This is a genomic window from Shimia thalassica, from assembly GCF_001458215.1.
Lineage (GTDB): Bacteria > Pseudomonadota > Alphaproteobacteria > Rhodobacterales > Rhodobacteraceae > Shimia > Shimia thalassica.
In genome coordinates this window covers 69,410-89,828 of record NZ_CYTW01000002.1, presented here as the reverse complement: position 1 = coordinate 89,828, position 20,419 = coordinate 69,410, and the positions used below count along the sequence as shown (strand labels likewise).

General features: G+C 56.2%; 20 protein-coding genes and 4 tRNA genes. 7 read left to right on the top strand and 17 right to left on the bottom strand.

The features are described from left to right. Positions 1-44: 44 nt before the first annotated feature. From PH7735_RS10320 to tgt, 10 genes are all read right to left on the bottom strand, one after another. Positions 45-266 carry a hypothetical protein gene (locus tag PH7735_RS10320; protein ID WP_058311304.1) on the bottom strand — a complete coding sequence of 74 codons (222 nt, stop codon included), beginning with the start codon at positions 264-266 and terminating at the stop codon, positions 45-47. 36 nt (positions 267-302) lie between these two features. Continuing rightward, positions 303-379 (bottom strand) — tRNA-Asp (locus tag PH7735_RS10315). An 85-nt stretch (positions 380-464) separates the two neighbouring features. Next, a tRNA-Asp gene (locus tag PH7735_RS10310) sits at positions 465-541 on the bottom strand. Between the two features lie 81 nt (positions 542-622). Further along, a complete protein-coding gene (locus PH7735_RS21020; RefSeq protein WP_058311303.1) occupies positions 623-2,293 on the bottom strand; it encodes a calcium-binding protein in 1,671 nt (556 codons plus the stop codon). Positions 2,294-2,472: 179 nt separating this feature from the next. Further along, positions 2,473-2,549, bottom strand: a tRNA-Asp gene (locus tag PH7735_RS10300). A gap of 328 nt (positions 2,550-2,877) precedes the next feature. Next, positions 2,878-2,953: transfer RNA gene (locus PH7735_RS10295), tRNA-Val, on the bottom strand. A 264-nt stretch (positions 2,954-3,217) separates the two neighbouring features. After that, the gene (locus PH7735_RS10290) at positions 3,218-3,613 is read right to left on the bottom strand and encodes an HU family DNA-binding protein (RefSeq protein WP_082645212.1); all 396 of its coding nucleotides are present in this window, start codon (positions 3,611-3,613) and stop codon (positions 3,218-3,220) included. A gap of 192 nt (positions 3,614-3,805) precedes the next feature. Then, positions 3,806-6,202, bottom strand: coding sequence for an endopeptidase La (gene lon, locus PH7735_RS10285; protein ID WP_058311302.1), 2,397 nt, complete (start codon positions 6,200-6,202; stop codon positions 3,806-3,808). 244 nt (positions 6,203-6,446) lie between these two features. Continuing rightward, positions 6,447-7,043 carry a hypothetical protein gene (locus PH7735_RS10280; protein ID WP_058311301.1) on the bottom strand — a complete coding sequence of 199 codons (597 nt, stop codon included), beginning with the start codon at positions 7,041-7,043 and terminating at the stop codon, positions 6,447-6,449. 75 nt (positions 7,044-7,118) lie between these two features. Then, positions 7,119-8,249, bottom strand: a complete 1,131-nt coding sequence (gene tgt / locus PH7735_RS10275) for a tRNA guanosine(34) transglycosylase Tgt (RefSeq protein WP_058311300.1) — start codon at positions 8,247-8,249, stop codon at positions 7,119-7,121. A gap of 110 nt (positions 8,250-8,359) precedes the next feature. On the opposite strand from tgt, the gene PH7735_RS10270 reads away from it, so the two are divergent. The 4 genes from PH7735_RS10270 to PH7735_RS10255 all read left to right on the top strand — a co-directional run bounded on the left by PH7735_RS10270 (position 8,360) and on the right by PH7735_RS10255 (position 10,445). Next, complete coding sequence (locus PH7735_RS10270) at positions 8,360-9,247, top strand: SPFH domain-containing protein (RefSeq protein ID WP_058311299.1); 888 nt, start codon at positions 8,360-8,362, stop codon at positions 9,245-9,247. Continuing rightward, on the top strand, positions 9,247-9,528 hold the full coding sequence (locus PH7735_RS10265) for a hypothetical protein (protein WP_058311298.1): 282 nt from the start codon (positions 9,247-9,249) through the stop codon (positions 9,526-9,528). The genes PH7735_RS10270 and PH7735_RS10265 overlap by 1 nt, the downstream gene beginning before the upstream one ends. A 113-nt stretch (positions 9,529-9,641) precedes the next feature. Beyond that, the gene (locus tag PH7735_RS10260) at positions 9,642-10,004 is read left to right on the top strand and encodes an SUF system Fe-S cluster assembly protein (RefSeq protein ID WP_058311297.1); all 363 of its coding nucleotides are present in this window, start codon (positions 9,642-9,644) and stop codon (positions 10,002-10,004) included. Between the two features lie 42 nt (positions 10,005-10,046). Next, positions 10,047-10,445, top strand: a complete 399-nt coding sequence (locus PH7735_RS10255; protein ID WP_058311296.1) for a HesB/IscA family protein — start codon at positions 10,047-10,049, stop codon at positions 10,443-10,445. A gap of 15 nt (positions 10,446-10,460) precedes the next feature. Here PH7735_RS10255 and PH7735_RS10250 read toward each other — a convergent pair whose 3' ends face one another. Further along, positions 10,461-11,372: an isopenicillin N synthase family dioxygenase gene (locus tag PH7735_RS10250; protein ID WP_058311825.1), complete on the bottom strand. Its 912-nt coding sequence runs from the start codon at positions 11,370-11,372 to the stop codon at positions 10,461-10,463. A 123-nt stretch (positions 11,373-11,495) separates the two neighbouring features. On the opposite strand from PH7735_RS10250, the gene tpiA reads away from it, so the two are divergent. Further along, on the top strand, positions 11,496-12,239 hold the full coding sequence (gene tpiA / locus PH7735_RS10245; protein ID WP_058311295.1) for a triose-phosphate isomerase: 744 nt from the start codon (positions 11,496-11,498) through the stop codon (positions 12,237-12,239). Positions 12,240-12,332: 93 nt separating this feature from the next. Here tpiA and PH7735_RS10240 read toward each other — a convergent pair whose 3' ends face one another. Genes PH7735_RS10240 through PH7735_RS10220 form a run of 5 tightly spaced genes read right to left on the bottom strand, consistent with a single transcriptional unit; the run spans position 12,333 to position 17,019 of the window. Continuing rightward, positions 12,333-12,971, bottom strand: coding sequence for an aspartate/glutamate racemase family protein (locus tag PH7735_RS10240; protein WP_058311294.1), 639 nt, complete (start codon positions 12,969-12,971; stop codon positions 12,333-12,335). 3 nt (positions 12,972-12,974) lie between these two features. Further along, complete coding sequence (locus PH7735_RS10235; RefSeq protein WP_058311293.1) at positions 12,975-13,811, bottom strand: ABC transporter permease; 837 nt, start codon at positions 13,809-13,811, stop codon at positions 12,975-12,977. Positions 13,812-13,814: 3 nt separating this feature from the next. Beyond that, on the bottom strand, positions 13,815-14,663 hold the full coding sequence (locus tag PH7735_RS10230) for an ABC transporter permease (RefSeq protein ID WP_058311292.1): 849 nt from the start codon (positions 14,661-14,663) through the stop codon (positions 13,815-13,817). A 57-nt stretch (positions 14,664-14,720) separates the two neighbouring features. Further along, positions 14,721-15,989 (bottom strand): ABC transporter substrate-binding protein, encoded by a 1,269-nt coding sequence (locus PH7735_RS10225; protein WP_145865330.1) that lies wholly within the window; start codon positions 15,987-15,989, stop codon positions 14,721-14,723. 46 nt (positions 15,990-16,035) lie between these two features. Beyond that, positions 16,036-17,019 (bottom strand): ABC transporter ATP-binding protein, encoded by a 984-nt coding sequence (locus PH7735_RS10220; protein WP_058311290.1) that lies wholly within the window; start codon positions 17,017-17,019, stop codon positions 16,036-16,038. 236 nt (positions 17,020-17,255) lie between these two features. Here PH7735_RS10220 and PH7735_RS10215 point away from each other — a divergent pair, with 236 nt between their 5' ends. After that, positions 17,256-17,972, top strand: a complete 717-nt coding sequence (locus tag PH7735_RS10215) for a GntR family transcriptional regulator (RefSeq protein ID WP_058311289.1) — start codon at positions 17,256-17,258, stop codon at positions 17,970-17,972. Between the two features lie 94 nt (positions 17,973-18,066). On the opposite strand, the gene PH7735_RS10210 is transcribed toward PH7735_RS10215, so the two are convergent. Then, the gene (locus PH7735_RS10210; protein WP_058311288.1) at positions 18,067-19,110 is read right to left on the bottom strand and encodes a helix-turn-helix domain-containing protein; all 1,044 of its coding nucleotides are present in this window, start codon (positions 19,108-19,110) and stop codon (positions 18,067-18,069) included. A 240-nt stretch (positions 19,111-19,350) separates the two neighbouring features. Here PH7735_RS10210 and PH7735_RS10205 point away from each other — a divergent pair, with 240 nt between their 5' ends. Beyond that, positions 19,351-20,409 (top strand): DUF1214 domain-containing protein, encoded by a 1,059-nt coding sequence (locus tag PH7735_RS10205; RefSeq protein WP_199534988.1) that lies wholly within the window; start codon positions 19,351-19,353, stop codon positions 20,407-20,409. The last annotated feature ends 10 nt before the right edge of the window (positions 20,410-20,419 follow it).

Below are 20,419 nucleotides of genomic sequence, written 5' to 3'. Positions count from 1 at the left end.
CAAAACCTACGCCTGCGGTCTTACCGGTCGCGGGCGTTTCCTGTTCAGGCATCAGGGCGCAGCGTGCGGACCGCTTTGAGGCCCAATACCACCCACGGCACGCCATGCAGCAGCAGGTCGAACCAATCGACCGCTCGCACCAGCTCACCAGCGGCCAACATTTTGAGCTTTTCCCAGATATGCGGCTCTGGTGTGAATGGTGCCAACCCAAGCGTTAAAGCCAGAACAATCACAATTGTCCAAGACACCGAATCTAGCGCTCTCATGTGGTGATCCCCAAATGTGCAGGAAGAAGAGAAAAGTGGCGCGGTTGACGGGGCTCGAACCCGCGACCTCCGGCGTGACAGGCCGGCACTCTAACCAGCTGAGCTACAACCGCGCATTTTCTTTCTGTGTGTCGTCGGGCGATGTGCCGTCTGACGTGATCCTTTTGCCCGAAGGCCCCCAGCATCAGGGGAAATAAGTGGCGCGGTTGACGGGGCTCGAACCCGCGACCCCCGGCGTGACAGGCCGGTACTCTAACCAACTGAGCTACAACCGCGCGGTGAGCGTTCGGATACAAGTCACAGAAGACAGCGTCAACCGTAAATCATACCCAAATCACTTTGGCCGTTCAAAAAGTTCAAACCAGCGTAAAGATCGTCTCGCCCGCCTCGGCAAGATAGGTGCCGTGGGTGCCATCAAGCGTGATATCCTGTGACGCACCATCCACGAGCGCCCACAGGATTTGCCCGGTAGGTCGATAGATCACGAAGGCCTCTTCAACCGTGTCATCCCCTGCCCCAGCCACGTTGGTGAGGTTGATCTGGAACTGGTAATAGAATCCCGACGCCCCGCCAAAGACCAGATGGTCACCATCCGCATCGGAATAGTCCTGAACCCAGTCGCTGGCGTGGCCCGCGGCGCCACTGTGAAAGAACCGGTCTGCTCCGCTCCCTCCGTTCAAACGGTCAAACCCGTATCCGCCGTTCAGGAAATCGTCCCCGTCCCCTCCGAACAGAATATCGGACATGGCGCCACCGTTCAGGGAATCCTCCCCTGCATTCCCGATAAGCGTATCAGACCCGAACCCGCCTCGGATTTCATCGTTACCGTCGCCACCGTGAAGCGAGTCGTTGCCAGCACCGCCGTCAATCGTGTCATTGCCGGCACCGCCATAGATCACGTCGAACAGATCATCATATGTGTCGCCTCCGATAAGGGAATCATTCCCCTCCCCTCCGCTGAGCGTGTCGCGGCCCGCGCCGCCATCCAGCGTGTCGTCCCCCACATCGCCGCGCAAGGTATCGTGCCCGCCAAGCCCGTTAACCTGATCCGCACCACCCGTTCCGAGCAACAGGTTGTTATCCCCGTCCCCGTCGATAACCGAGGCACGTTCAGCAATCTCGACAGGACCCGAAACAGCCACGTTGTTGCTGCGATCCGTGTCAAAGGCCCAGTTGTTGGCATCCGCAACGGCAAGCACATGATAGGTTCCGACATCGATCCCAGCGTCCACAAGATAGCTGACCTGCTGATCATAGGTGGTCACCTGGCGAAAGCCGGGAGGCTCGGCAGCCAGATAAGCTGTGGCCTGTGCCCCGATCAAAAGATCCTGATCATCCCAAACCATGTCTTCCGACAGGAAGAACTGCAGCTCGCTGCCCGAACGATCCATATCCATTGCGCCGATATTGCTGACTGTGGCGTTCAGGGTGATTGATTCCCCCCGCAGCCAGACATGATCGCTCAGTTCGAAATTGGTGACCTCGTAGTCCTGCCCAGAGAGGACAAAGTCCAAACTGTCAACAAGGTCCTGACTGTCGACGTCATCTGCCAAAACCTGAAGCGTAAGCGTATAGCGTCCCGGCTCAAGAACCTGAGACCGCTCTCGCGTGTCCTGATCGATCACCGTCGGATAAACCGCTTCGGTATCGGAAAAGCTTGCATGATACCGGATCTCGATCGGAGAGTTGGCATAGAGATCAATGTATTCCCGCCCGTCAATCAGCCCGTCTGAAGAGGTCAGGTAGACGGAAAACCGAGTGGTGATTGAGTAGTCGGGATTCAAGGCAAAATCCGCGTGATCCGGATGGTCTCCGTCATCCCAGAACCGATAGACAAACTGAACGGGCCAGTTGCCGCTTACATAAGTTTCTCCGTTGATCTCCTGCACACCAATCGTGTCCAGATACAGAAATGTTTTGATATCAAAATAAGAGTTCTGAATAACGCTACTGGCCTCATTTGACGTCGGCACATGTGCATTGATTACGGGTTCCGCCATCACGGGCGTTTCAATGGAAAGGGACATAAATAAAAATCCTCGACAAACTAATCTCAAAAATTCGCAGATAGATTAGCAATCAAAGTTTCCAAGTAAACTCAGGAATTCCGGAAGTTTTCGAAAATCAGATCGAATGGCCCAAAAAGAAAAAGCCGCCTGGAAAGGCGGCTTTTCTTTCAGTGGTCAAACCACTTGGATGATGGCAGTGGCGCGGTTGACGGGGCTCGAACCCGCGACCTCCGGCGTGACAGGCCGGCACTCTAACCAACTGAGCTACAACCGCTTACCATCTGCTCTGGGGCAGAGCCCCGAAGCGTGTGGCGTGGTTTATGCCGCCACGTGTGGCGCGTCAAGCGCATAAAACGAGACGGTGACAGTTTTTTTGGGTGTTTCTGTAGTCCGTCATTTTCCAAAGGTATTTTGACCTGAACGGGCACCTTTGGACGAGTGTTGCAGGCACCATGTTCGCTTGCAAAACACATACGCATTGTTTGCGCTGGCAGACACCACAAAACCAAATAGATGTTCGATAGAGACTGAACCACACCGCAAGACACGCGTCATCTCTGGCCCGAGGCGTCATGGTAGAGCATTGATTTTCATAGGGAAAATGGTGGGTCGTGAGAGGCTCGAACTCCCGACATCTTCGGTGTAAACGAAGCGCTCTACCAACTGAGCTAACGACCCGGTGCGCGCCTTCTAGCCCTGCTTGCAGAGAGGTTCAATAGACAATTTCACGATTTATGGAATTATTTTCACCGAAGAGATTTTGCGAAAATCCGCGCGCCCTTTGCGCACCGGAAATTCCTTGCTGGCAAGGGATACGCGGCACAAGATACCCAACAGGGCAATTTCACGGGAACCTCCCCTGCCCGCCCTCTTACAAAAGAAGACGGGCACCCCTTTTATCAAAGAGCGCCCGCGAAAGGTTTTCAAAAAGATCTGCGTCGATTATTCGGCGGCGTCGGCGATCCCGCCCTCTTCGGCGTCGACAGGTGCGGCTTCCATGTTCGGACGGCGAATACGGGTCGTCATCACGACGGCATTGGCGACTTCCTTGGTGCGTTGGACTTTGACTTTGCCCAAGGGGCGCAGGTTCAAATCGCGCCCTTCCGCCAAAGACTCTCCAAGGATCGCAAGTGCCGCCTCAATCGCGGGTTTTGCGAATTTTTTCTTCACACCGGACCGTTCCACAACCGCATCGATCAACTCGACCTTCTTGAGTTCCGGTGCGCTGAGCACCGGTGCCGTCTCGGTTACGACCACGGGTGGGGCTTTTTTGGATGCGACAGCTGCTGCTTTGCTAGGTGACGCCTTTGCTCGACTTTGGGTGGTGGTCTTTGCCATTTGTATTGCTTCCCATTGTTCACGGTTTGGAAACAGAGTAGCAGGTCGCGACTCTGTTAACTAGGGCCATCGCCGGACGCCCCCCTGAAAAACCTACGAAATTTATGTGAAACGCTGCGTTTTAAGGCGGGAAAGCGCAAAAGGGGCACCCTGAGGCGCCCCTTTTCAATTCTTGGAACCTGATCGTCCGGCTTAATGCGCTGTTGCGCCCGCAGCCGTTTCTCTGGCCAATGCGGCAGCGGCCTCGGCGGCCTCGTCCCACTCGATGGCCTCTGGTTCGCTGACCAAGGCAAGCTTGAGAACTTCGGACACATGCGAAACCGGAATGATCTTCAATCCCTCTTTCACGTTGTCAGGGATCTCTGCCAGATCCTTTTCGTTCTCTTCGGGAATCAGAACCGTTTTGATCCCACCGCGCAAAGCAGCCAGAAGTTTTTCCTTCAGTCCGCCAATCGGCATCGCATTACCGCGCAACGAAACTTCACCCGTCATTGCGATATCCTTGCGCACCGGAATACCGGTCAGAACCGACACAATCGATGTCACCATGGCCAGACCAGCAGACGGTCCATCCTTTGGTGTCGCGCCATCAGGCACGTGCACGTGAATATCGAACTTTTCAAACTGGGGCGGTTTCACCCCAATCTGCGGGCTGATCGAACGGACATAGCTTGAAGCCGCATCAATCGATTCCTTCATCACATCGCCAAGCTTACCGGTGGTCTTCATCCGGCCTTTGCCAGGAAGCCGCAGGGCCTCGATATGCAAGAGATCACCACCGACACTTGTCCATGCCAGTCCCGTTACGACACCGACCTGATCGTTCTGCTCGGCAAGCCCGTAACGGTACTTTTTGACACCAAGGAAATCGTCCACGTTATCCGCAGTCACGACAACTTTCTCGACGTCTTTCTTGACGATGCTGGTCACGGCTTTCCGCGCCAGTTTCGCGATCTCGCGCTCAAGGTTCCGAACGCCCGCTTCGCGGGTATAGCGCTGGATGACTTCGCTCAGCGCCTCATCGGTGATCTCAAACTCGCCCTTGCGCAGGCCGTGGTTCTTGATCTGCTTGGCGATCAGGTGCTGCTTCGCAATCTCGCTCTTTTCGTCTTCGGTATAACCCGCCAGAGGAATGATCTCCATCCGGTCCAAAAGTGGACCCGGCATGTTATAGCTGTTGGCAGTTGTCAGGAACATCACGTTCGACAGATCGTATTCCACCTCGAGATAGTGGTCCACAAAGGTCGAGTTCTGTTCCGGATCAAGCACCTCGAGCATGGCCGAAGCCGGATCACCACGGAAGTCCTGACCCATCTTGTCGATCTCGTCGAGCAGGATAAGCGGATTGGTGGTTTTGGCTTTCTTCAGCGCCTGGATGATCTTGCCCGGCATTGACCCGATATAGGTCCGACGGTGGCCGCGGATCTCGGATTCGTCGCGCACACCGCCCAGCGAAATGCGGATGAACTCGCGCCCGGTGGCTTTCGCAACCGATTTACCCAGCGAGGTCTTACCCACACCCGGAGGGCCAACGAGGCACATGATCGGACCTTTGAGTTTTTGCGAGCGTTGCTGCACAGCAAGATACTCGACAATACGCTCTTTGACCTTCTCGAGACCATAGTGGTCGATATCGAGAACTTCCTGCGCTTTGTTCAGGTCTTTCTTCACGCGGGATTTTTTACCCCACGGGATGGCCAGCATCCAATCCAGATAGTTGCGCACAACCGTGGCTTCCGCAGACATAGGCGACATGTTCTTGAGCTTTTTCAGCTCGGCATCTGCCTTTTCCTTGGCTTCTTTCGAAAGCTTGGTATCCGCGATCTTGGCTTCGAGTTCGGCCACTTCATTCGAGCCGTCTTCGCCATCACCAAGTTCCTTCTGAATGGCCTTCATTTGCTCATTCAGATAGTATTCGCGCTGGGTCTTCTCCATCTGGGATTTCACGCGGGTCTTGATCTTTTTCTCGACCTGAAGAACCGACATCTCGCCCTGCATCAGGCCATAGACTTTTTCCAGACGCTCGCTGACAGACAGCGTTTCCAGCAGCTCTTGCTTCTGGTCCACTTCAATGCCCAGATGCCCTGCAACCAGATCGGCCAGTTTGGCCGGCTCGACAGCTTCGGACACCGCAGACAGCGCTTCTTCGGGGATGTTCTTTTTAACCTTGGCGTAACGCTCGAATTCGTCGGTGACGGTGCGCAGCAAAGCTTCGATCGTCGCAGCATCTCCGGGGATTTCGGTAAGATACTCGGCCGTTGCTTCGAAAAACGCGTCGTTTTCGATAAAGTCGGTGATTTCAACGCGAGCCACGCCTTCGACCAGAACCTTTACGGTTCCGTCGGGCAGTTTCAGAAGCTGCAGCACATTGGCCAGCACGCCCGCGCGATAAATGCCGTCGGCATAGGGGTCGTCCTCGGCCGGATCAATCTGGCTCGACAACAGAATTTGTTTGTCATCCTGCATCACTTCTTCAAGCGCGCGTACCGATTTTTCACGGCCCACGAACAGCGGCACGATCATATGTGGGAAAACCACGATGTCGCGCAGCGGCAGGACAGGATAGGAGGTGTTGAGAGGCTCTTGCATACTCGGTCCTTGTTCTTGGCAAAACAGCTCGGGTCCCTCACACAGGCAACCCATCGGCCATTTCCGTTTCCTGGAAGTTAAATCTGGGGCGTGGCCCCGCCTGTTTCAACCGTCCAGACCTTTATTGTGTCGGCCACAATGCCCGCCACCGCCACCATGGACAAGCGCCTTTTGGTCCGGATTGGCGAAAAAATGCACGCATTCCATGGGCCTGCCTTGAGGTTTGGCAGGCAAGCCGCTGAAATCACTCTTTCTTGAGCGATATCAGACGCTGGGCATAAACTCCGCCGCCTTCATCCACCTTCACCATGCCACCCATGAGGTTTTCGTTCAAAAGATAGATTTCGTATGTGAACTCGTTTTCCTTGCCCGTGCTCACCGATTTCAGGCTCCGGCGGAACCCGATCCGCAACATATCGCCCGGATTACAGGCAGGCACCTGCCCCAACCCGGCGTGATCCAGCATTACACGCGCGTTGGCGGCCACATCAGGACGGCGCGCCAGCTCTCCGCGCACCCCTTCAAGTTTGATGTCTTCACCCAACGGGGCAAGCTCTTGATCCCCCAGAAGGCTAAAATGCGCGATCAGGCGGTCTTCGTCCAAAAGGATCGGAACAATTTCGCTGTTTCCGTCAGGCAATGGCAGCGACGTGACCGTTGTCCCGACTTTTGCGGTGCGCTCACCCGGCCCAAGGTGGATGGTCCATTGACCTTCCATCTGTTTCTTGAGCGCGGGTGTAAAGTCGGCCTCGGACAGGCCACACCCATTTATTTCCTGGGCAGATACGCCACCAGACAGCGCCGAAAAGGCAATCGCGAAAACCGGAATAAGCTTGTTCATAGGAAGGTCCCTTGTTGAAGCACTTCCAGCCTAGGCACCACATGCCACCGATGCAACAAAGACCTCCGATCAAACTTACAACGGTTCGATATCGCCCTGCGCACGACCTGCATGGAAATCCTTTTCCCATGCGTCGAATGTGCCGGTCTCAATCGCATCACGCATGCCCTGCATAATGTCTTGAAAATAATGCAGGTTGTGCCACGTCAGCAGCATCCCCGAGATCATCTCGTTGGCACGGAACACGTGGTGAAGATAGGCGCGGCTGTAATTCGAACAGGCCGGACAGGAGCAGTTTTCGTCCAGCGGACGTGGATCATCTGCGTGGCGCGCATTTTTGATGTTCACCACACCGTGGCGCGTAAAGACCTGCCCCGTGCGCCCCGAGCGGGACGGCAACACGCAATCCATCATATCGATCCCGCGTTTCACGGCCCCGACAATATCGTCAGGCTTGCCAACTCCCATCAGGTACCTTGGTTTGTCCTCGGGCAACATATCAGGTGCATATTCAAGACAGCCAAACATGGCCTCCTGCCCCTCACCGACGGCCAGACCACCCACGGCATACCCCTCAAAACCAATCGCCTTGAGCGCTTCGGCGCTTTCTTCGCGCAGATCCTGCTCAAGCCCGCCCTGCATAATGCCAAACAAAGCATGCCCCGGACGATCCCCGAACGCCTCGCGCGAGCGTTCCGCCCACCGCATCGACAACCGCATGGATTCCGCAATCCGCTCGCGATCTGCGGGCAATGCGGGGCATTCGTCGAAACACATGACAATGTCAGACCCCAAAAGCCGCTGAATTTCCATCGAGCGTTCCGGCGACAGCATATGTTTCGAACCATCGATGTGGGATTTGAAGGTCACGCCGTCTTCGGTCAACTTGCGCAGACCGGCCAGCGACATCACCTGAAACCCGCCCGAGTCGGTCAGGATGGGACGATCCCAGTTCATGAACTTGTGCAAACCACCCAGACGTTCGATCCGTTCAGCGGTGGGGCGCAGCATCAGGTGATAGGTGTTGCCCAACAGGATATCGGCACCCGTGGCGCGCACGGATTCCGGCATCATCGCCTTGACCGTCGCCGCGGTTCCGACGGGCATGAACGCCGGTGTGCGCACTTCTCCCCGCGGGGTCTTGATCACGCCTTTTCTGGCTTTGCCATCTTTGGCCTGCAATTCGAACGAAAACCGGCTTGTCATGTATCACCTTTCTCGGGTTTTCTCTTCTCCAACCACACTTGGGGCATCTTGTAAAACAAGTGAGTCGCCCCCATCTGTATACAAAAGCATACAAGAGAGAGATTTATCATATGGAAGAACAGCTTCTGAACATATTGAGCAGCAATATCGTTTTCATTCTTGCTGCGGTCTTCCTGATCGTCGTCATTCTAAAGGGCGTGCGAATTGTCCCGCAATCGGAAAAGCATGTTGTCGAACGCTTCGGGCGCCTGCATTCGGTGCTTGGACCGGGTATCAATTTTGTAGTGCCGTTTCTGGATGTCGTGAAACACAAAATCTCGATTCTCGAACGCCAGTTGCCCACCATGAGCCAGGACGCAATCACGGCTGACAACGTGTTGGTGCAGGTCGATACCTCGGTTTTCTACCGGATCACCGAGCCGGAAAAGACCGTCTACCGGATTCGCGACGTTGATGCGGCCATTGCCACAACCGTTGCCGGGATCGTGCGCGCCGAAATCGGCAAGATGGAACTGGATGAAGTCCAGTCAAACCGCGCCCAACTGACTGCTGCGATAAAAATGGCCGTGGAAGATGCCGTTGATGATTGGGGCATCGAGGTCACGCGTTCGGAAATTCTTGACGTCAATCTGGACGACGCAACCCGTCAGGCCATGCTGCAACAGCTGAACGCGGAACGCGCCCGTCGCGCGCAGGTCACCGAAGCCGAAGGTCAAAAGCGCGCGGTTGAGCTGAACGCCGATGCCGAGCTTTATGCCGCCGAACAAATCGCAAAGGCACGCCGCATCGAAGCCGAGGCCGAAGCTTATGCGACAGAAGTTGTTGCCAAAGCGATCAAGGAAAACGGCATCGAAGCGGCGCAATATCAGGTTGCGCTGAAACAGGTCGAAGCTCTGAACGCGCTTGGTAACGGCGATGGCAAGCAAACCATCGTGCTTCCCGCCTCTGCGCTCGAAGCGTTTGGGGATGCCTTCAAGCTTTTGAAAGGTGGCTCTTAATGTTGAGTGAAGTTCTCGATATCTGGTGGATATGGATCGCCGCGGCGCTGGCCTTGGCCACGCTCGAGGTGCTGGTTCCGGGATTCGTCTTCCTGGGATTCGCAATTGGTGCGGCAGCTGTCGGCCTCATGACCCTGATTGGCCTTACCTCTATGATGTCGCCTGCGGTGCTGGCTCTGTTGTTTTCTGCGCTGTCTCTGGTTGCATGGTTGCTGTTGCGGCGCGTCTTCGCCCTGCCCGGTAGCGGCCCCAAAACCTTTGACAGTGACATCAACGACTGACACCCGCAAAAGGACGCACGCACGCATCTGATACAGTTAACATCCGTTGTGCCTCTGGACCTTGGCACCGCCAATCCTTATATAATCTCTCGACAATCACGCAGGACCAGATCATGACATACACCCCTGAACCCGTCGAAGGTGAACCGCTGATCGCCCCGTCGAGCACCGAACATGCATTGCACGAGCCCATCGTCGAGGCCTGTCGCAGCGTGTTCGATCCGGAAATTCCGGTGAATATCTATGATCTCGGGCTGATCTATACGATCGAAATCAGCGACGAAAACGACGTCATGATCACCATGACACTGACCGCGCCGGGCTGTCCGGTCGCCGGTGAAATGCCCGGCTGGGTCCAGGAAGCGGTCGCCGGTGTTGGCGGTATTCGCAACGTCGAAGTGGCTCTTGTCTGGTCGCCACCATGGGGCATGGAAATGATGTCCGACGAAGCGCGCCTTGAATTGGGCTTTATGTGATACAATCTTTATGGTCCACTTGAGGGATCAGGAGACAGAAAAATGTTCGGTATTCCAGGAAAACAAGCCGTCACCATGACGCCCGCTGCGGCCACGCAGATTGCCAAGCTGATGACCAACAAAGGTCATGCCGGTTTGCGCATCGGCGTGAAGAAAGGCGGCTGTGCAGGCATGGAATACACGATGGACTATGTCACCACCGCCGAAGCCCATGACGAAGTCGTGGAGCAGGACGGCGCGCGTATCCTGATTGCGCCCATGGCCCAGATGTTCCTGTTTGGCACCGAAATCGACTATGAGGTCTCGCTTCTGGAAAGCGGCTTCAAGTTTAACAACCCGAACGTCGCGGACGCCTGCGGCTGTGGTGAGTCGATCAAATTCAAAGACGTCGAGGAACTTGCGGCGGAACAAGCGCCAGACGCCCCCCCGAAACTTGTCTGACGGTGATGGCGGGGCCTACCCCGCCTTCAAATGCACATAGGTTTCTTCGAACCGCTTTTTCAAGTGGTCCCCTGCCCGAATAACACGTCCGGATCCGATCGGGGCAACGTTGGTGTCGTGGTTGGGATTAAAAAACATCGGCACCGAAATACGCTCTTGCACGGTTCCCTTCACGCGGTGGGGTGTCGCGCGCACTGCCCCTGCCGTCCACATTTCCAGCATTTCGCCAAAGTTGATGATAAACACCCCCGGCTCTGCCTCAACCGGCACCCAGGCGCCCCCGCGCGACTGCGCCTCAAGACCCGGCACGCCGTCCGTGGCCAAGAGTGTCAAACAGCCATAATCGGTATGCGCGCCAATCCCGAAATCCCTGTCTGTCGCCCATGAAGGCCGCTCGGGATAAAAATTCCCCCGCAACAAGGCCATCGGGCGCGAAAACGCCGCATCAAAGTAATCTTCCGGCTGCCCGATAGCCGCAGCAATGCCGCGCAACAGCTTCAAGGAAACGCGCGACGCTTTGGAATAATACCCTTGAATCGTCGTGCGGAACGCGGGCATATCCGCCGGCCATTGGTTTTCGGCATATACCGACAGATTCTCGGATCTCAGCGGGTCATCTGCCGCAAGTTCGAACCCACAGTCAAAAACCTGTTTATAGTCAGGGTTTGCCTCTGGATCGACCTGCTCCGTACCGGGTGCGCCCCACCCCCGGTTTGAACCGGTGCGTGCCATGTCCACCGCGCGTTTACGATCTTCGGGCTGACGGAAAAAACGACGGTACGATTCAATCACCGCGCGGACGTCGGCTTCTGACAACTCGGTGTTTTCAACCGTCAGAAACCCGGCGTCCTCAACACCCTGCCGCAGCCGCTCCATGGTCACAGGATCACGCGCGTCGATTTTTTGAGCATCCAGCCTCGGCACCATGAAATAACCCTCCTTCAATGGCGCGCCTTTCTGGCCTGCTTTGCGTCGCGACGCAAGGCGCCCTTGACCAATGCGCCGAAACCTCACAGAACGGGCCAAGCAATTTTGAACAAGGGGTAAATCATGCGTCGCAAACTGGCTGCAGGAAATTGGAAGATGAACGGACTGACCGACGCATTGTCAGAGTTGAAAGCATTGGCACAAGCCCCGTCCCCAAACCAGACAGACCGCATGATCTGCCCTCCTGCGACACTTGTTTCCGGTGCGGCACAAATCGCGGGTGACATCCAGATTGGCGGACAGGATTGCCACATCAACGCAAGCGGCGCCCATACCGGCGATATCTCGGCGTCCATGCTGTCTGATGCAGGGGCGACCGCGGTGATTGTGGGCCATTCGGAACGCCGTCAGGATCACGGCGAAACTGACGCCGACATTCGAAACAAAACCCTGGCCGCATGGCAATCTGACCTGACCGCCGTCATCTGTCTGGGGGAAAGCCTGCAACAACGCGAAAACGGCGACACACTTGCTGTTGTTGCCTCCCAACTCGAAGGCTCCACACCGGACGGCGCAACCGGCGCCAACACCGTTGTTGCCTATGAACCCATTTGGGCAATCGGAACAGGCCTTGTCCCAAGCCTTGAGCAAATCGGCGAAGTGCATGACGCCTTGCGCGCACAGCTTGTCGAACGCTTTGGTGAGGCCGAAGGCAACGCAATCCGCCTCTTGTATGGTGGGTCGGTCAAACCCGGCAACGCCCCGGACATCTTTGCGGTCTCAAACGTCGATGGTGCCCTTGTTGGCGGGGCCAGCCTGAAAGCCAACGACTTTCAAGCCATCATTGATGCCCTTGACGCTGCCTGAAAATTTTCTTCTGGCCTAATATATCCTGGGGTGAATTGGCCGACAGGCCAAGAGGGGCAACGCCCCTTCCCCACCCAAACCCGGCCGCCTGGCTCACCCGACAAGGGCCTTGCACAGCTGCGCGGCCGCGCTCACACCATCAATGACGCGGCAATCGGTCTTTTGTTGCACCCGCGATTTGATCGACACTGCCCCTGCACACCCAAGGATAAGATTGCGCGTTCCTTTCGGAAGCCTTTCAATCGCTGCGTTAAATTCCTGCGCAGCATGCTCGGGGTTGGTCTCAAGGGCCAGAACAGGCACATGCGCGGCGCTCACATGGGTGATCACATCCGCAAACCCTTGAGCCTTTATGTTGGCTTCGATTACAGGCACTGCGGCCTGTACCGTTGTGACCACTGACGTGGCCCCTGAATAAAGACGCGCCAAGGTAAAGCTCGCTTGCCCAATACCAATCACCGGACAGGTGGCCAGCCCTTGTGCAGCGGCAAGTCCTGTATCGTCAAAACAGGCGATAATGATAACCTGCGCGCCTTGGTCAGACGCCTTTTGGACCAAGTCCAGCAACGGCGCCACCGCAAGCGCCCCGTCTGCGGCCCCCTCAATCGACGCTGGCCCCTTATGAGACGTCCACCCTTCGAATTGAAGGGCCGGAGCCGCCAGTCGCGCAGCCCGAAGCGCACTGTCCGTCATGGCTTCGGTGCTGTTGGGGTTAATCAGGATAACAGCCATGCCTCAGACCATACCCTTGCCCGCATCAGACCCTTTGTCCTTGCGCCGTGACATGAGCCAGACCATCAGGAAAAAGACCGAGATGATGCAGAACGAAAAGATCGTTGTCAGCGTCCCAAGCGCAAAGATCACAGGGGTTGTCACATTGGTGGTCATCCCGAAAATCTCGAGCGGCAGCGTGTTATAGCTGCCCGCGGTAAGCAGGGTGCGCGCAAATTCATCATAGCTTAGCGTGAACCCGAACAAGGCCACCCCAAGCAATGAAGGCGCAATGATCGGAAGCACGACATATGCAAAGGTCTGCCAGGCCGTGGCGCCCTGATCCCGCGCGGCCTCTTCATAACTTTTGTCAAAGCGGTTGAAGACCGCGAACATGATCAGCAGACCAAAGGGCAACGTCCAAGTCAACTGGCTCCCAAACCCTGAACTGGCCCAATGCACCGGCAAACCCAATTGGTTGAAGATCAGCCCAACACCCAGCGAAACCAGGATTGATGGAATGACCAGCGATGCAATCGCCAGATAAAACAGAACTGTCGATCCTTTAAAACGTTTGCGAAAGGCCAGACCACCCAGAACCGAAACCACGACCGTTGTGATCATCACCATCAGCCCAAGCGCGAAAGATCTGCGGAAACTGCCCCAGATATCCCCGACCGCCTGTTCTTGAAACAGATCGCGGAACCAGTGAAACGACACCCCGTTCATCGGAAAGGTCAGCCCCCCTAGCGGCCCCTGAAAGCTCAGGATGCCGATGGTCAGGATCGGCCCGTAAAGAAACAGGACAAACAGGGCAAAGAAGGCAGACAGAAAATAGAAGCTGCGGCTGCGTTTTTCCATTGGTCACAGTTCCTTGCGTATATCGACGAGACGCAGCAGCAGCGCGATCACGATCAGCACCGCGACCAGAAGCACCACAGCCGTGGCCGACGCCGAGGGATATTGAAGCAGGCTAATGTCATTCGAGATCAACCGGCCGACATTGGCACGCTGTGATCCGGACATGAACCGCACGGTTATGAAATCGCCCATCACCAGCGTGGTGACAAAAATCGTGCCGATCATGATCCCCGGTTTGCACAGCGGGATAATGACATGGCGCAATGTCTGCCATGCGCTCGCCCCGCCGTCGCGGGCGGCTTCGATCAACGAGCGGTCAATCCGCATCATGGAATTGAAGATCGGCACCACCATGAACAACGTATAAAGATGCACAAAGGCAAGGATCACGCTGAAGTCCGAGAACAACAGCCATTCCACGGGCTCATCAATGACGCCCCATGAAATCAGCGTGGAATTGGCCAGCCCGTTGCGTCCCAGAAACGGAATCCATGAAATCATGCGAATGATGTTCGATGTCCAGAACGGGATCGTGCAAAGCAGGAACAGGGCGATTTGCCATTTCAGGGATCGCACCTCGAAAGCCAGAAAATAGGCGACGGTAAATCCAATCACGAGGGTAAACGCCCAAGTGATTGCCGCATATTTGAAGGTGTTGAAAAATACGGTGTAGGTGACGGGAGAGCGAAACAGGAACTCGTAATTGTCGAACTGGAATGCGGGGTAAATGGAATACTCCGTCGCCCCCCAGAAGCTTACAATTGCGATCATGACAATCGGCGCCACAAGGAACGCCAACAACACAAGCGCCATAGGCGCGGCTTGTATCCATGCCGTGAATTGTTTGGTCATTGGTTTTCCAGAATTTGGGAGGATGCACGGGGGCCACCTGCCCCCGCGCGATATCAATCAAGCGGCGATAAACTCGTTCCACTTGCGGACCATGTACTGGTTCTCTTGCATGACAGAGTTCCAGCACGCCACAGCGCCCATACGGTCATAGAACGATCCGCCATCGCGGACCTCGCCTGCCCCGGCCAACTTGTCCCCGAACGGAGACGTGATGTCGCCAGTGCTTTCCTTGCCTTCGAACCAGTAGCCCCATTCGTTTTCAGACATGAAGTCTTTCGAGGTTTCCGGAACAGCAGAATAATAGCCCTGACGCATCAGGAAGCCGCCAACCCAGCCCGACAGATACCAGTTGATGTATTCATAGGCCGCGTCCAGCTCCATGCCCGAAAGCGAAGCCGACAAACCAATGCCGCCACCCCAGCTGCGATAGCCTTCTTTCAAGGGTTGATAGACACAATCAATGCCGCGCGAACGTACGGCAGTGATGGCTGGAGACCACATCGACTGGATCACGACCTCACCAGAGGCCATCAGGTTGACGCTTTCATCAAAGGTCTTCCAGAAAGCGCGGAACTGGCCGTTTTTCTTGGCTTCGGTGAAGATCGCAAAGGTCTTGTCGATCTCGTCCTTGGTCATGTTGCCTTTGTCGCCGTACTGGATTTCGCCCATGGCTTCGCACACCATCGCCATATCCATGATGCCAATCGACGAGATATCGAGGATCGAAGCCTTGCCTTTGAACTCTGGGTTCAACAGCTCGGTCCAGCTTTCGATCGGGCGCCCGATGAGATCAGGACGAATGCCCAGAGTGTCCGCGTTATAGATCGTGGGGATCAGGGTCATCCAACCGGATTCATTGTCGACAAACGACGTTCCGGCAGGCCCCTCGACAAACCCAACGGTGTGTGGCGCGGTGCCTTGCGCAATCGAGCTTTCTGGCGTCAGTTTCCCGTTGCGGAAGATGCCGACGATCTTGTCATAGTTCTTGATCTTGCTGGCATCCATCGCCTGCAGGTTGCCCGTAGGCCAGACCTTTTTGGCAACAAAATACTCGATGTCAGCAATGTCAAAGCTGTCCGGCTGCGTCGCCGCACGCTGGGTAACGCTGTCGGTATCAAGCGCGGTCATCTCGAGCGTGATGCCAAGGTCTTCTTTCACCTTGGTCGCGACCTCGTTGAGGTTCGACACGCCTGTACCAAACTGGCGCAGGGTGATGTTCTTGCTTTCCTGTCCCCAGACCATGGGCGCAGGGAATGCAGCAGCAGCAGCAAGAGCGGCCCCCCCTGTTTTCAGCACATTCCGGCGACTGTATCGGATTTTGGAAATTGTCGTCATTCTTGGTCCTTTCGATTGAGCATTTTTCGTATGAGCTTTAGGCGGTCAGCGGGTGCGCAACCCGGTCTTCCCAGTGCAAACCGATCACCTCGCCCAAATCCTTGGGGGCTTTGATAAAATCGGCATCAGGCATTAACGCTGTCACCTCTTGGCCACCGGCGACTTCGGCGGTCAGGGCGACGTGGGTGCCTTGGTATTCGACACCAATGACCCGCCCGTCGATGCACCCCGCCTCGGGCGCGGTCACGACCATCTCGTCCGAGCGCAGCGCGATGTGACCTTGAGGGAGGTTCAACACGTTGTGCCCGCCCATGAAACGGGCGACAAAAGCCGTGCGCGGGGCGTTGAAAACATCGCGGGCCGGGCCCGCCTGTTCGATCTTGGCGTTGTTCATGACGATGATCTCGTCGGCCAAAGCCAGCGCTTCGTCCTGTCCGTGAGTGACGTGAATAAAGCTGATGCCCAGCTCGCGCTGAAGGCGTTTCAACTCTGCGCGCATGCGAATACGCAAGAAGGGATCAAGCGCCGAAAGTGGTTCGTCCAGCAGCAAGACCTGTGGCCGCGTGATCAGCGCACGGGCAAGTGCCACGCGCTGTTGCTGGCCGCCCGACAACTGGTCAGGTTTGCGATCGGCAAAGGTGGTCATTTCGACCAATTCGAGCATTTCGCCCGCGCGCCTGTTCCGCTCGGGCTTGTCGACGCCAGCCATGCGCAAGCTAAAGGCCACGTTGTCGCGCACCGTCAAATGGGGAAACAGCGCATAGTTCTGGAACATCATCGCCGTGCCGCGCTTGGCCGGCGGGAGATAGGACACGTCGCGTCCAGCCAAAAGAATGGCCCCGTCCGATACATCCTCGTGTCCGGCAATCATCCGCAATGTCGAGGATTTGCCACATCCGGACGGCCCAAGCAGGCAGGCATATCCCCCCGATTTGAATTGATGCGAAATCGCATCCACGGCGACCGTCGCGCCATAGCTTTTTGTCAAAGATACAAGTTCAAGGTCTGTGTCGGTGGTCATGTAACGCCCCTACCAAAGTTGACCTCAGCAAGAGCCATCTCGGCTTGAACTGCGAAGGGTTTTGCGTGGCGAAAGGTCGTCTGGCATTGATTTGGCTATATTTTGTGCGACATTTCTTGCTTACGCGACAATTTTGCGCACAGTATTGTATACAATCTTAGACCCAAATGAATACCACTCTTTGACTTCTTGAATTGAATTCGCAAAAAAGGCATTCCGGAGTTCAGGAGAGAATAATGCCTACAAAGAACACCCTGACCGACTTCATCCAACCGACGCTCACCGGACCAAGTGCGCGGCTTGTGGCGTCGCTCAGCATGGCAATTCACGAAAACAAATTGCTGCCCGGCACGAAGCTGGGGGAAGATGAACTGGGGGATATTTTCAAGGTATCGCGCACCGTTGTGCGCACCGCCCTGCAAGAGTTATCCCATGCAGAACTGGTTGAGTTAAAGCGCAATCGCGGTGCTTTTGTCTCCCAGCCAACTGTGCGCGAAGCCCGTGAGGTTTTCGAAGCCCGCGCCCTGCTCGAACCCAGAACGGCCCGCTCGGCGGCCGAGCGGATGACAGAGGAAGCCGCCGCCAGGCTGGAAGCCCACATTGCGGCAGAACACGCCGCGATCGAGGCGGGCGAAGCAGGAAAGGCCCTGCGCCTGTCCGGTCATTTTCATATCGAAATTTCGAGAATCGCTGACCAGACAACAATTGCGGGTTTCATCGAAAGGCTTGTTGCGCGCTCTTCGCTGATCATTGCGCTTTATTGGAAACGCCAAAGTGCTCTGTGTGAAAAACACGCGCACCATGCATTGGTGGACGCCCTGCGCCGCGGTGATGGCGCCGACGCAGAAGAGCTGATGAAAAGCCACCTTCTTGATATTTTGACAGCGCTCGACCTGCGCGAGGTTGTTCAACCTCCCATCGATTTGAAAGATATCCTGCGCCCGGCTCCTTAAATTCTGTGATCCGCTTTCAATTCTTGGGGTCGCGCTGCAAAACGGCGTCACACTGACCGACCTTCGCATCGGTCTATCGCCAGCGACATCTCCCTTATTGATCCGTTTGCGACAACTCTGCTGCGCCGGTCTTTAACGAGGCACGAAACAAGGACGGCGATTGCCCCGTCGCGGCCTTGAAGGCACGCCGGAAACTTCTTTCGTCAGAGTATCCAGCCTTTTTGGCAACATCTTTGAGGGAAACATCTGTCTTGGCCAGCATCGTGCGGGCATAGCCTATTGTCACTTGCGTTCTGATCTCGCGAAAAGAGACCCCTTCCGCCCGCAATGCACGCTGCAGGGACCTTGGGCCAATCGCAAGAAGCTTGGCCACGCTGTTTTCATCAGGCGTCCCGCTGTCCATCAAGGACTGCAAAATCTCGACCACGGCCTCTTTCATTGTCTGCTTTGGTGCGACATTCATGAGGGCCGCCAAAGACTCGAGTGTCAACGCCACGTCACTTTGCAAAGGCGCGGGATTCACCGTCGCAAGATCGCTCAGCCGTATCGCCACACCGGGCACATGCGCATTGGCGTGAATTTTGGTTCCCGCCAATTCCTCCAGTTCCCGAACACTGTCGGGGGGCGAGGCCGGAATTTCATACCAATCCGGCACCCAGTCCTGTCCAAGGAAATGATGCCCGACCTGTGCGATGACAAACAGGGCGCCTTCGTCCAGATGCCGGTGCCCGATAACAGACAGCCCCTTGGTGTCCCGCCCGACAACAAGATGTGTTTCGGTTTGTCTGAACAGGATTTCCGAACCGGGATGTATCAGATACAGCGCCCGCCTTCCGCGCTCGAGAGCTGAGGCCAGATCCGGTGCGCTCAGCACATAAGATGCATAGACACTATAGGCCGAGTACTGGAACTTCATACCGACGCGCGCACCCAGATGACGATCCCCTATGGCACGCGCCACGGTTTCGACCAGCACGGCCTCGGCGGCATAGGGGATAAACGCTGTCCGCCCCTTCAACAGTGACCGGTCCAGACCGGCGGCCTCAAGCCCCCTGTTTACGGTCGCGCGCGAAGCAATGCCGTCAAGGATGGAAACCACGTGGCCGAATTCGAGACAATTTACCAGTTTTCGCTTCATACACCAGCATTGTCGCAAAATGTCCGCCCGCACAATGCTACACTTGCGGCGCAGTGTGGCGAGGCTTTGACAGCAGACGAGTCCCACCGCCCCCTTCAATGAAGGACGACACGAATGTTCGGTCAAACGATCCCCCCGTCATCACTTAAAGCCCGCTTTTGGCTGCGGGCGCGACGTGCGGCGGCCTGGTGCAAATGACACAGGCCTTTCGCATCCAATTATCCAGCGCAGGAGACCACGATGAACAAAAGACAAAAGACACTGCTCGGCACTATCGGTGCGATTTTGATGACAGGTGCTCCGGCTTTGGCCGACACCGGTCTCAATGATCTGGATGCCATTCTGGAAGCCCGCGAAATACCGGTAACCATCGACAATTTCGTGCGTGCAGCAACCGATATCGAGATGACAAAATACGTGACCCTGGCGGGCGGCGTGAACCAGTTCTTTCACTTTCAGGCCCCTACAGACGTTGCAAAACAACCCACCATCCGCATGAACCGTGACACGCTCTACAGCACTGCGGTCATCGACATCACCAAGGGCGCAACACTGACCATTCCCGATATGGACGGCCGATACCTGACAACCATGGTCGTGAACCAGGACCACTACGTCAATGACGTGTTCTATGGCGGCGGCACGTTCAACTTGGATATGGACACGTTTGACACGCCCTATGTTATTGTGTTCATGCGAATTCTTGTGGATGCCTCGGCCCCCGAAGACATCGCCGCGGTCAACCGCCTGCAGGGTCAGATGCAGATCACAGCCGCCTCGGACAAGCCTTTCCTGCAACCCGACTATGACGAAGAAAGCTTTGAAGGGCTGCTGCAATCCATTCTGTCGATGGGCCCATACACCCCTGACAGTTCCCGGATGTTTGGAGCGCAAGGCGAGGTCGATGGCGTGCGTCACCTGGTCGGCACCGCAGGAGGCTGGGGAGGCCTGCCCGAAGCCGAGGCCTTTTATCTGAATGTTGATCCGGGACTTCCCGTTGGCGCGTACGAGATCACCGTGCCAGCCGAGGTTCCGGTGGACGCGTTCTGGTCGATCAGCGCCTATAACGCTGGCGGTTTTTTCGAACCGAACACCTTGGGCGCTTACAATATCAACTCGGTCACGGGCACACGCAATGACGACGGCGGAATGACGGTTCATCTGGGTGATTGCGACGACGGGCGTCCGAACTGTCTGCCGATCATCGAAGGCTGGAACTATACCGTGCGCCTCTATCGTCCGGGACCCGAAGTCATTGACGGCAGCTGGACCTTTCCTGCCGCCCAAAGCCTGAAATAGAATAAAGTGA

Coding starts and splice junctions, on each gene's coding strand:
- PH7735_RS10320 (WP_058311304.1), bottom strand. CDS start 266: ATGAGAGCGCTAGATTCGGTGTCTTGGACAATTGTGATTGTTCTGGCT.
- PH7735_RS21020 (WP_058311303.1), bottom strand. CDS start 2,293: ATGTCCCTTTCCATTGAAACGCCCGTGATGGCGGAACCCGTAATCAAT.
- PH7735_RS10290 (WP_082645212.1), bottom strand. CDS start 3,613: ATGGCAAAGACCACCACCCAAAGTCGAGCAAAGGCGTCACCTAGCAAA.
- lon (WP_058311302.1), bottom strand. CDS start 6,202: ATGCAAGAGCCTCTCAACACCTCCTATCCTGTCCTGCCGCTGCGCGAC.
- PH7735_RS10280 (WP_058311301.1), bottom strand. CDS start 7,043: ATGAACAAGCTTATTCCGGTTTTCGCGATTGCCTTTTCGGCGCTGTCT.
- tgt (WP_058311300.1), bottom strand. CDS start 8,249: ATGACAAGCCGGTTTTCGTTCGAATTGCAGGCCAAAGATGGCAAAGCC.
- PH7735_RS10270 (WP_058311299.1), top strand. CDS start 8,360: ATGGAAGAACAGCTTCTGAACATATTGAGCAGCAATATCGTTTTCATT.
- PH7735_RS10265 (WP_058311298.1), top strand. CDS start 9,247: ATGTTGAGTGAAGTTCTCGATATCTGGTGGATATGGATCGCCGCGGCG.
- PH7735_RS10260 (WP_058311297.1), top strand. CDS start 9,642: ATGACATACACCCCTGAACCCGTCGAAGGTGAACCGCTGATCGCCCCG.
- PH7735_RS10255 (WP_058311296.1), top strand. CDS start 10,047: ATGTTCGGTATTCCAGGAAAACAAGCCGTCACCATGACGCCCGCTGCG.
- PH7735_RS10250 (WP_058311825.1), bottom strand. CDS start 11,372: ATGGTGCCGAGGCTGGATGCTCAAAAAATCGACGCGCGTGATCCTGTG.
- tpiA (WP_058311295.1), top strand. CDS start 11,496: ATGCGTCGCAAACTGGCTGCAGGAAATTGGAAGATGAACGGACTGACC.
- PH7735_RS10240 (WP_058311294.1), bottom strand. CDS start 12,971: ATGGCTGTTATCCTGATTAACCCCAACAGCACCGAAGCCATGACGGAC.
- PH7735_RS10235 (WP_058311293.1), bottom strand. CDS start 13,811: ATGGAAAAACGCAGCCGCAGCTTCTATTTTCTGTCTGCCTTCTTTGCC.
- PH7735_RS10230 (WP_058311292.1), bottom strand. CDS start 14,663: ATGACCAAACAATTCACGGCATGGATACAAGCCGCGCCTATGGCGCTT.
- PH7735_RS10220 (WP_058311290.1), bottom strand. CDS start 17,019: ATGACCACCGACACAGACCTTGAACTTGTATCTTTGACAAAAAGCTAT.
- PH7735_RS10215 (WP_058311289.1), top strand. CDS start 17,256: ATGCCTACAAAGAACACCCTGACCGACTTCATCCAACCGACGCTCACC.
- PH7735_RS10210 (WP_058311288.1), bottom strand. CDS start 19,110: ATGAAGCGAAAACTGGTAAATTGTCTCGAATTCGGCCACGTGGTTTCC.
- PH7735_RS10205 (WP_199534988.1), top strand. CDS start 19,351: ATGAACAAAAGACAAAAGACACTGCTCGGCACTATCGGTGCGATTTTG.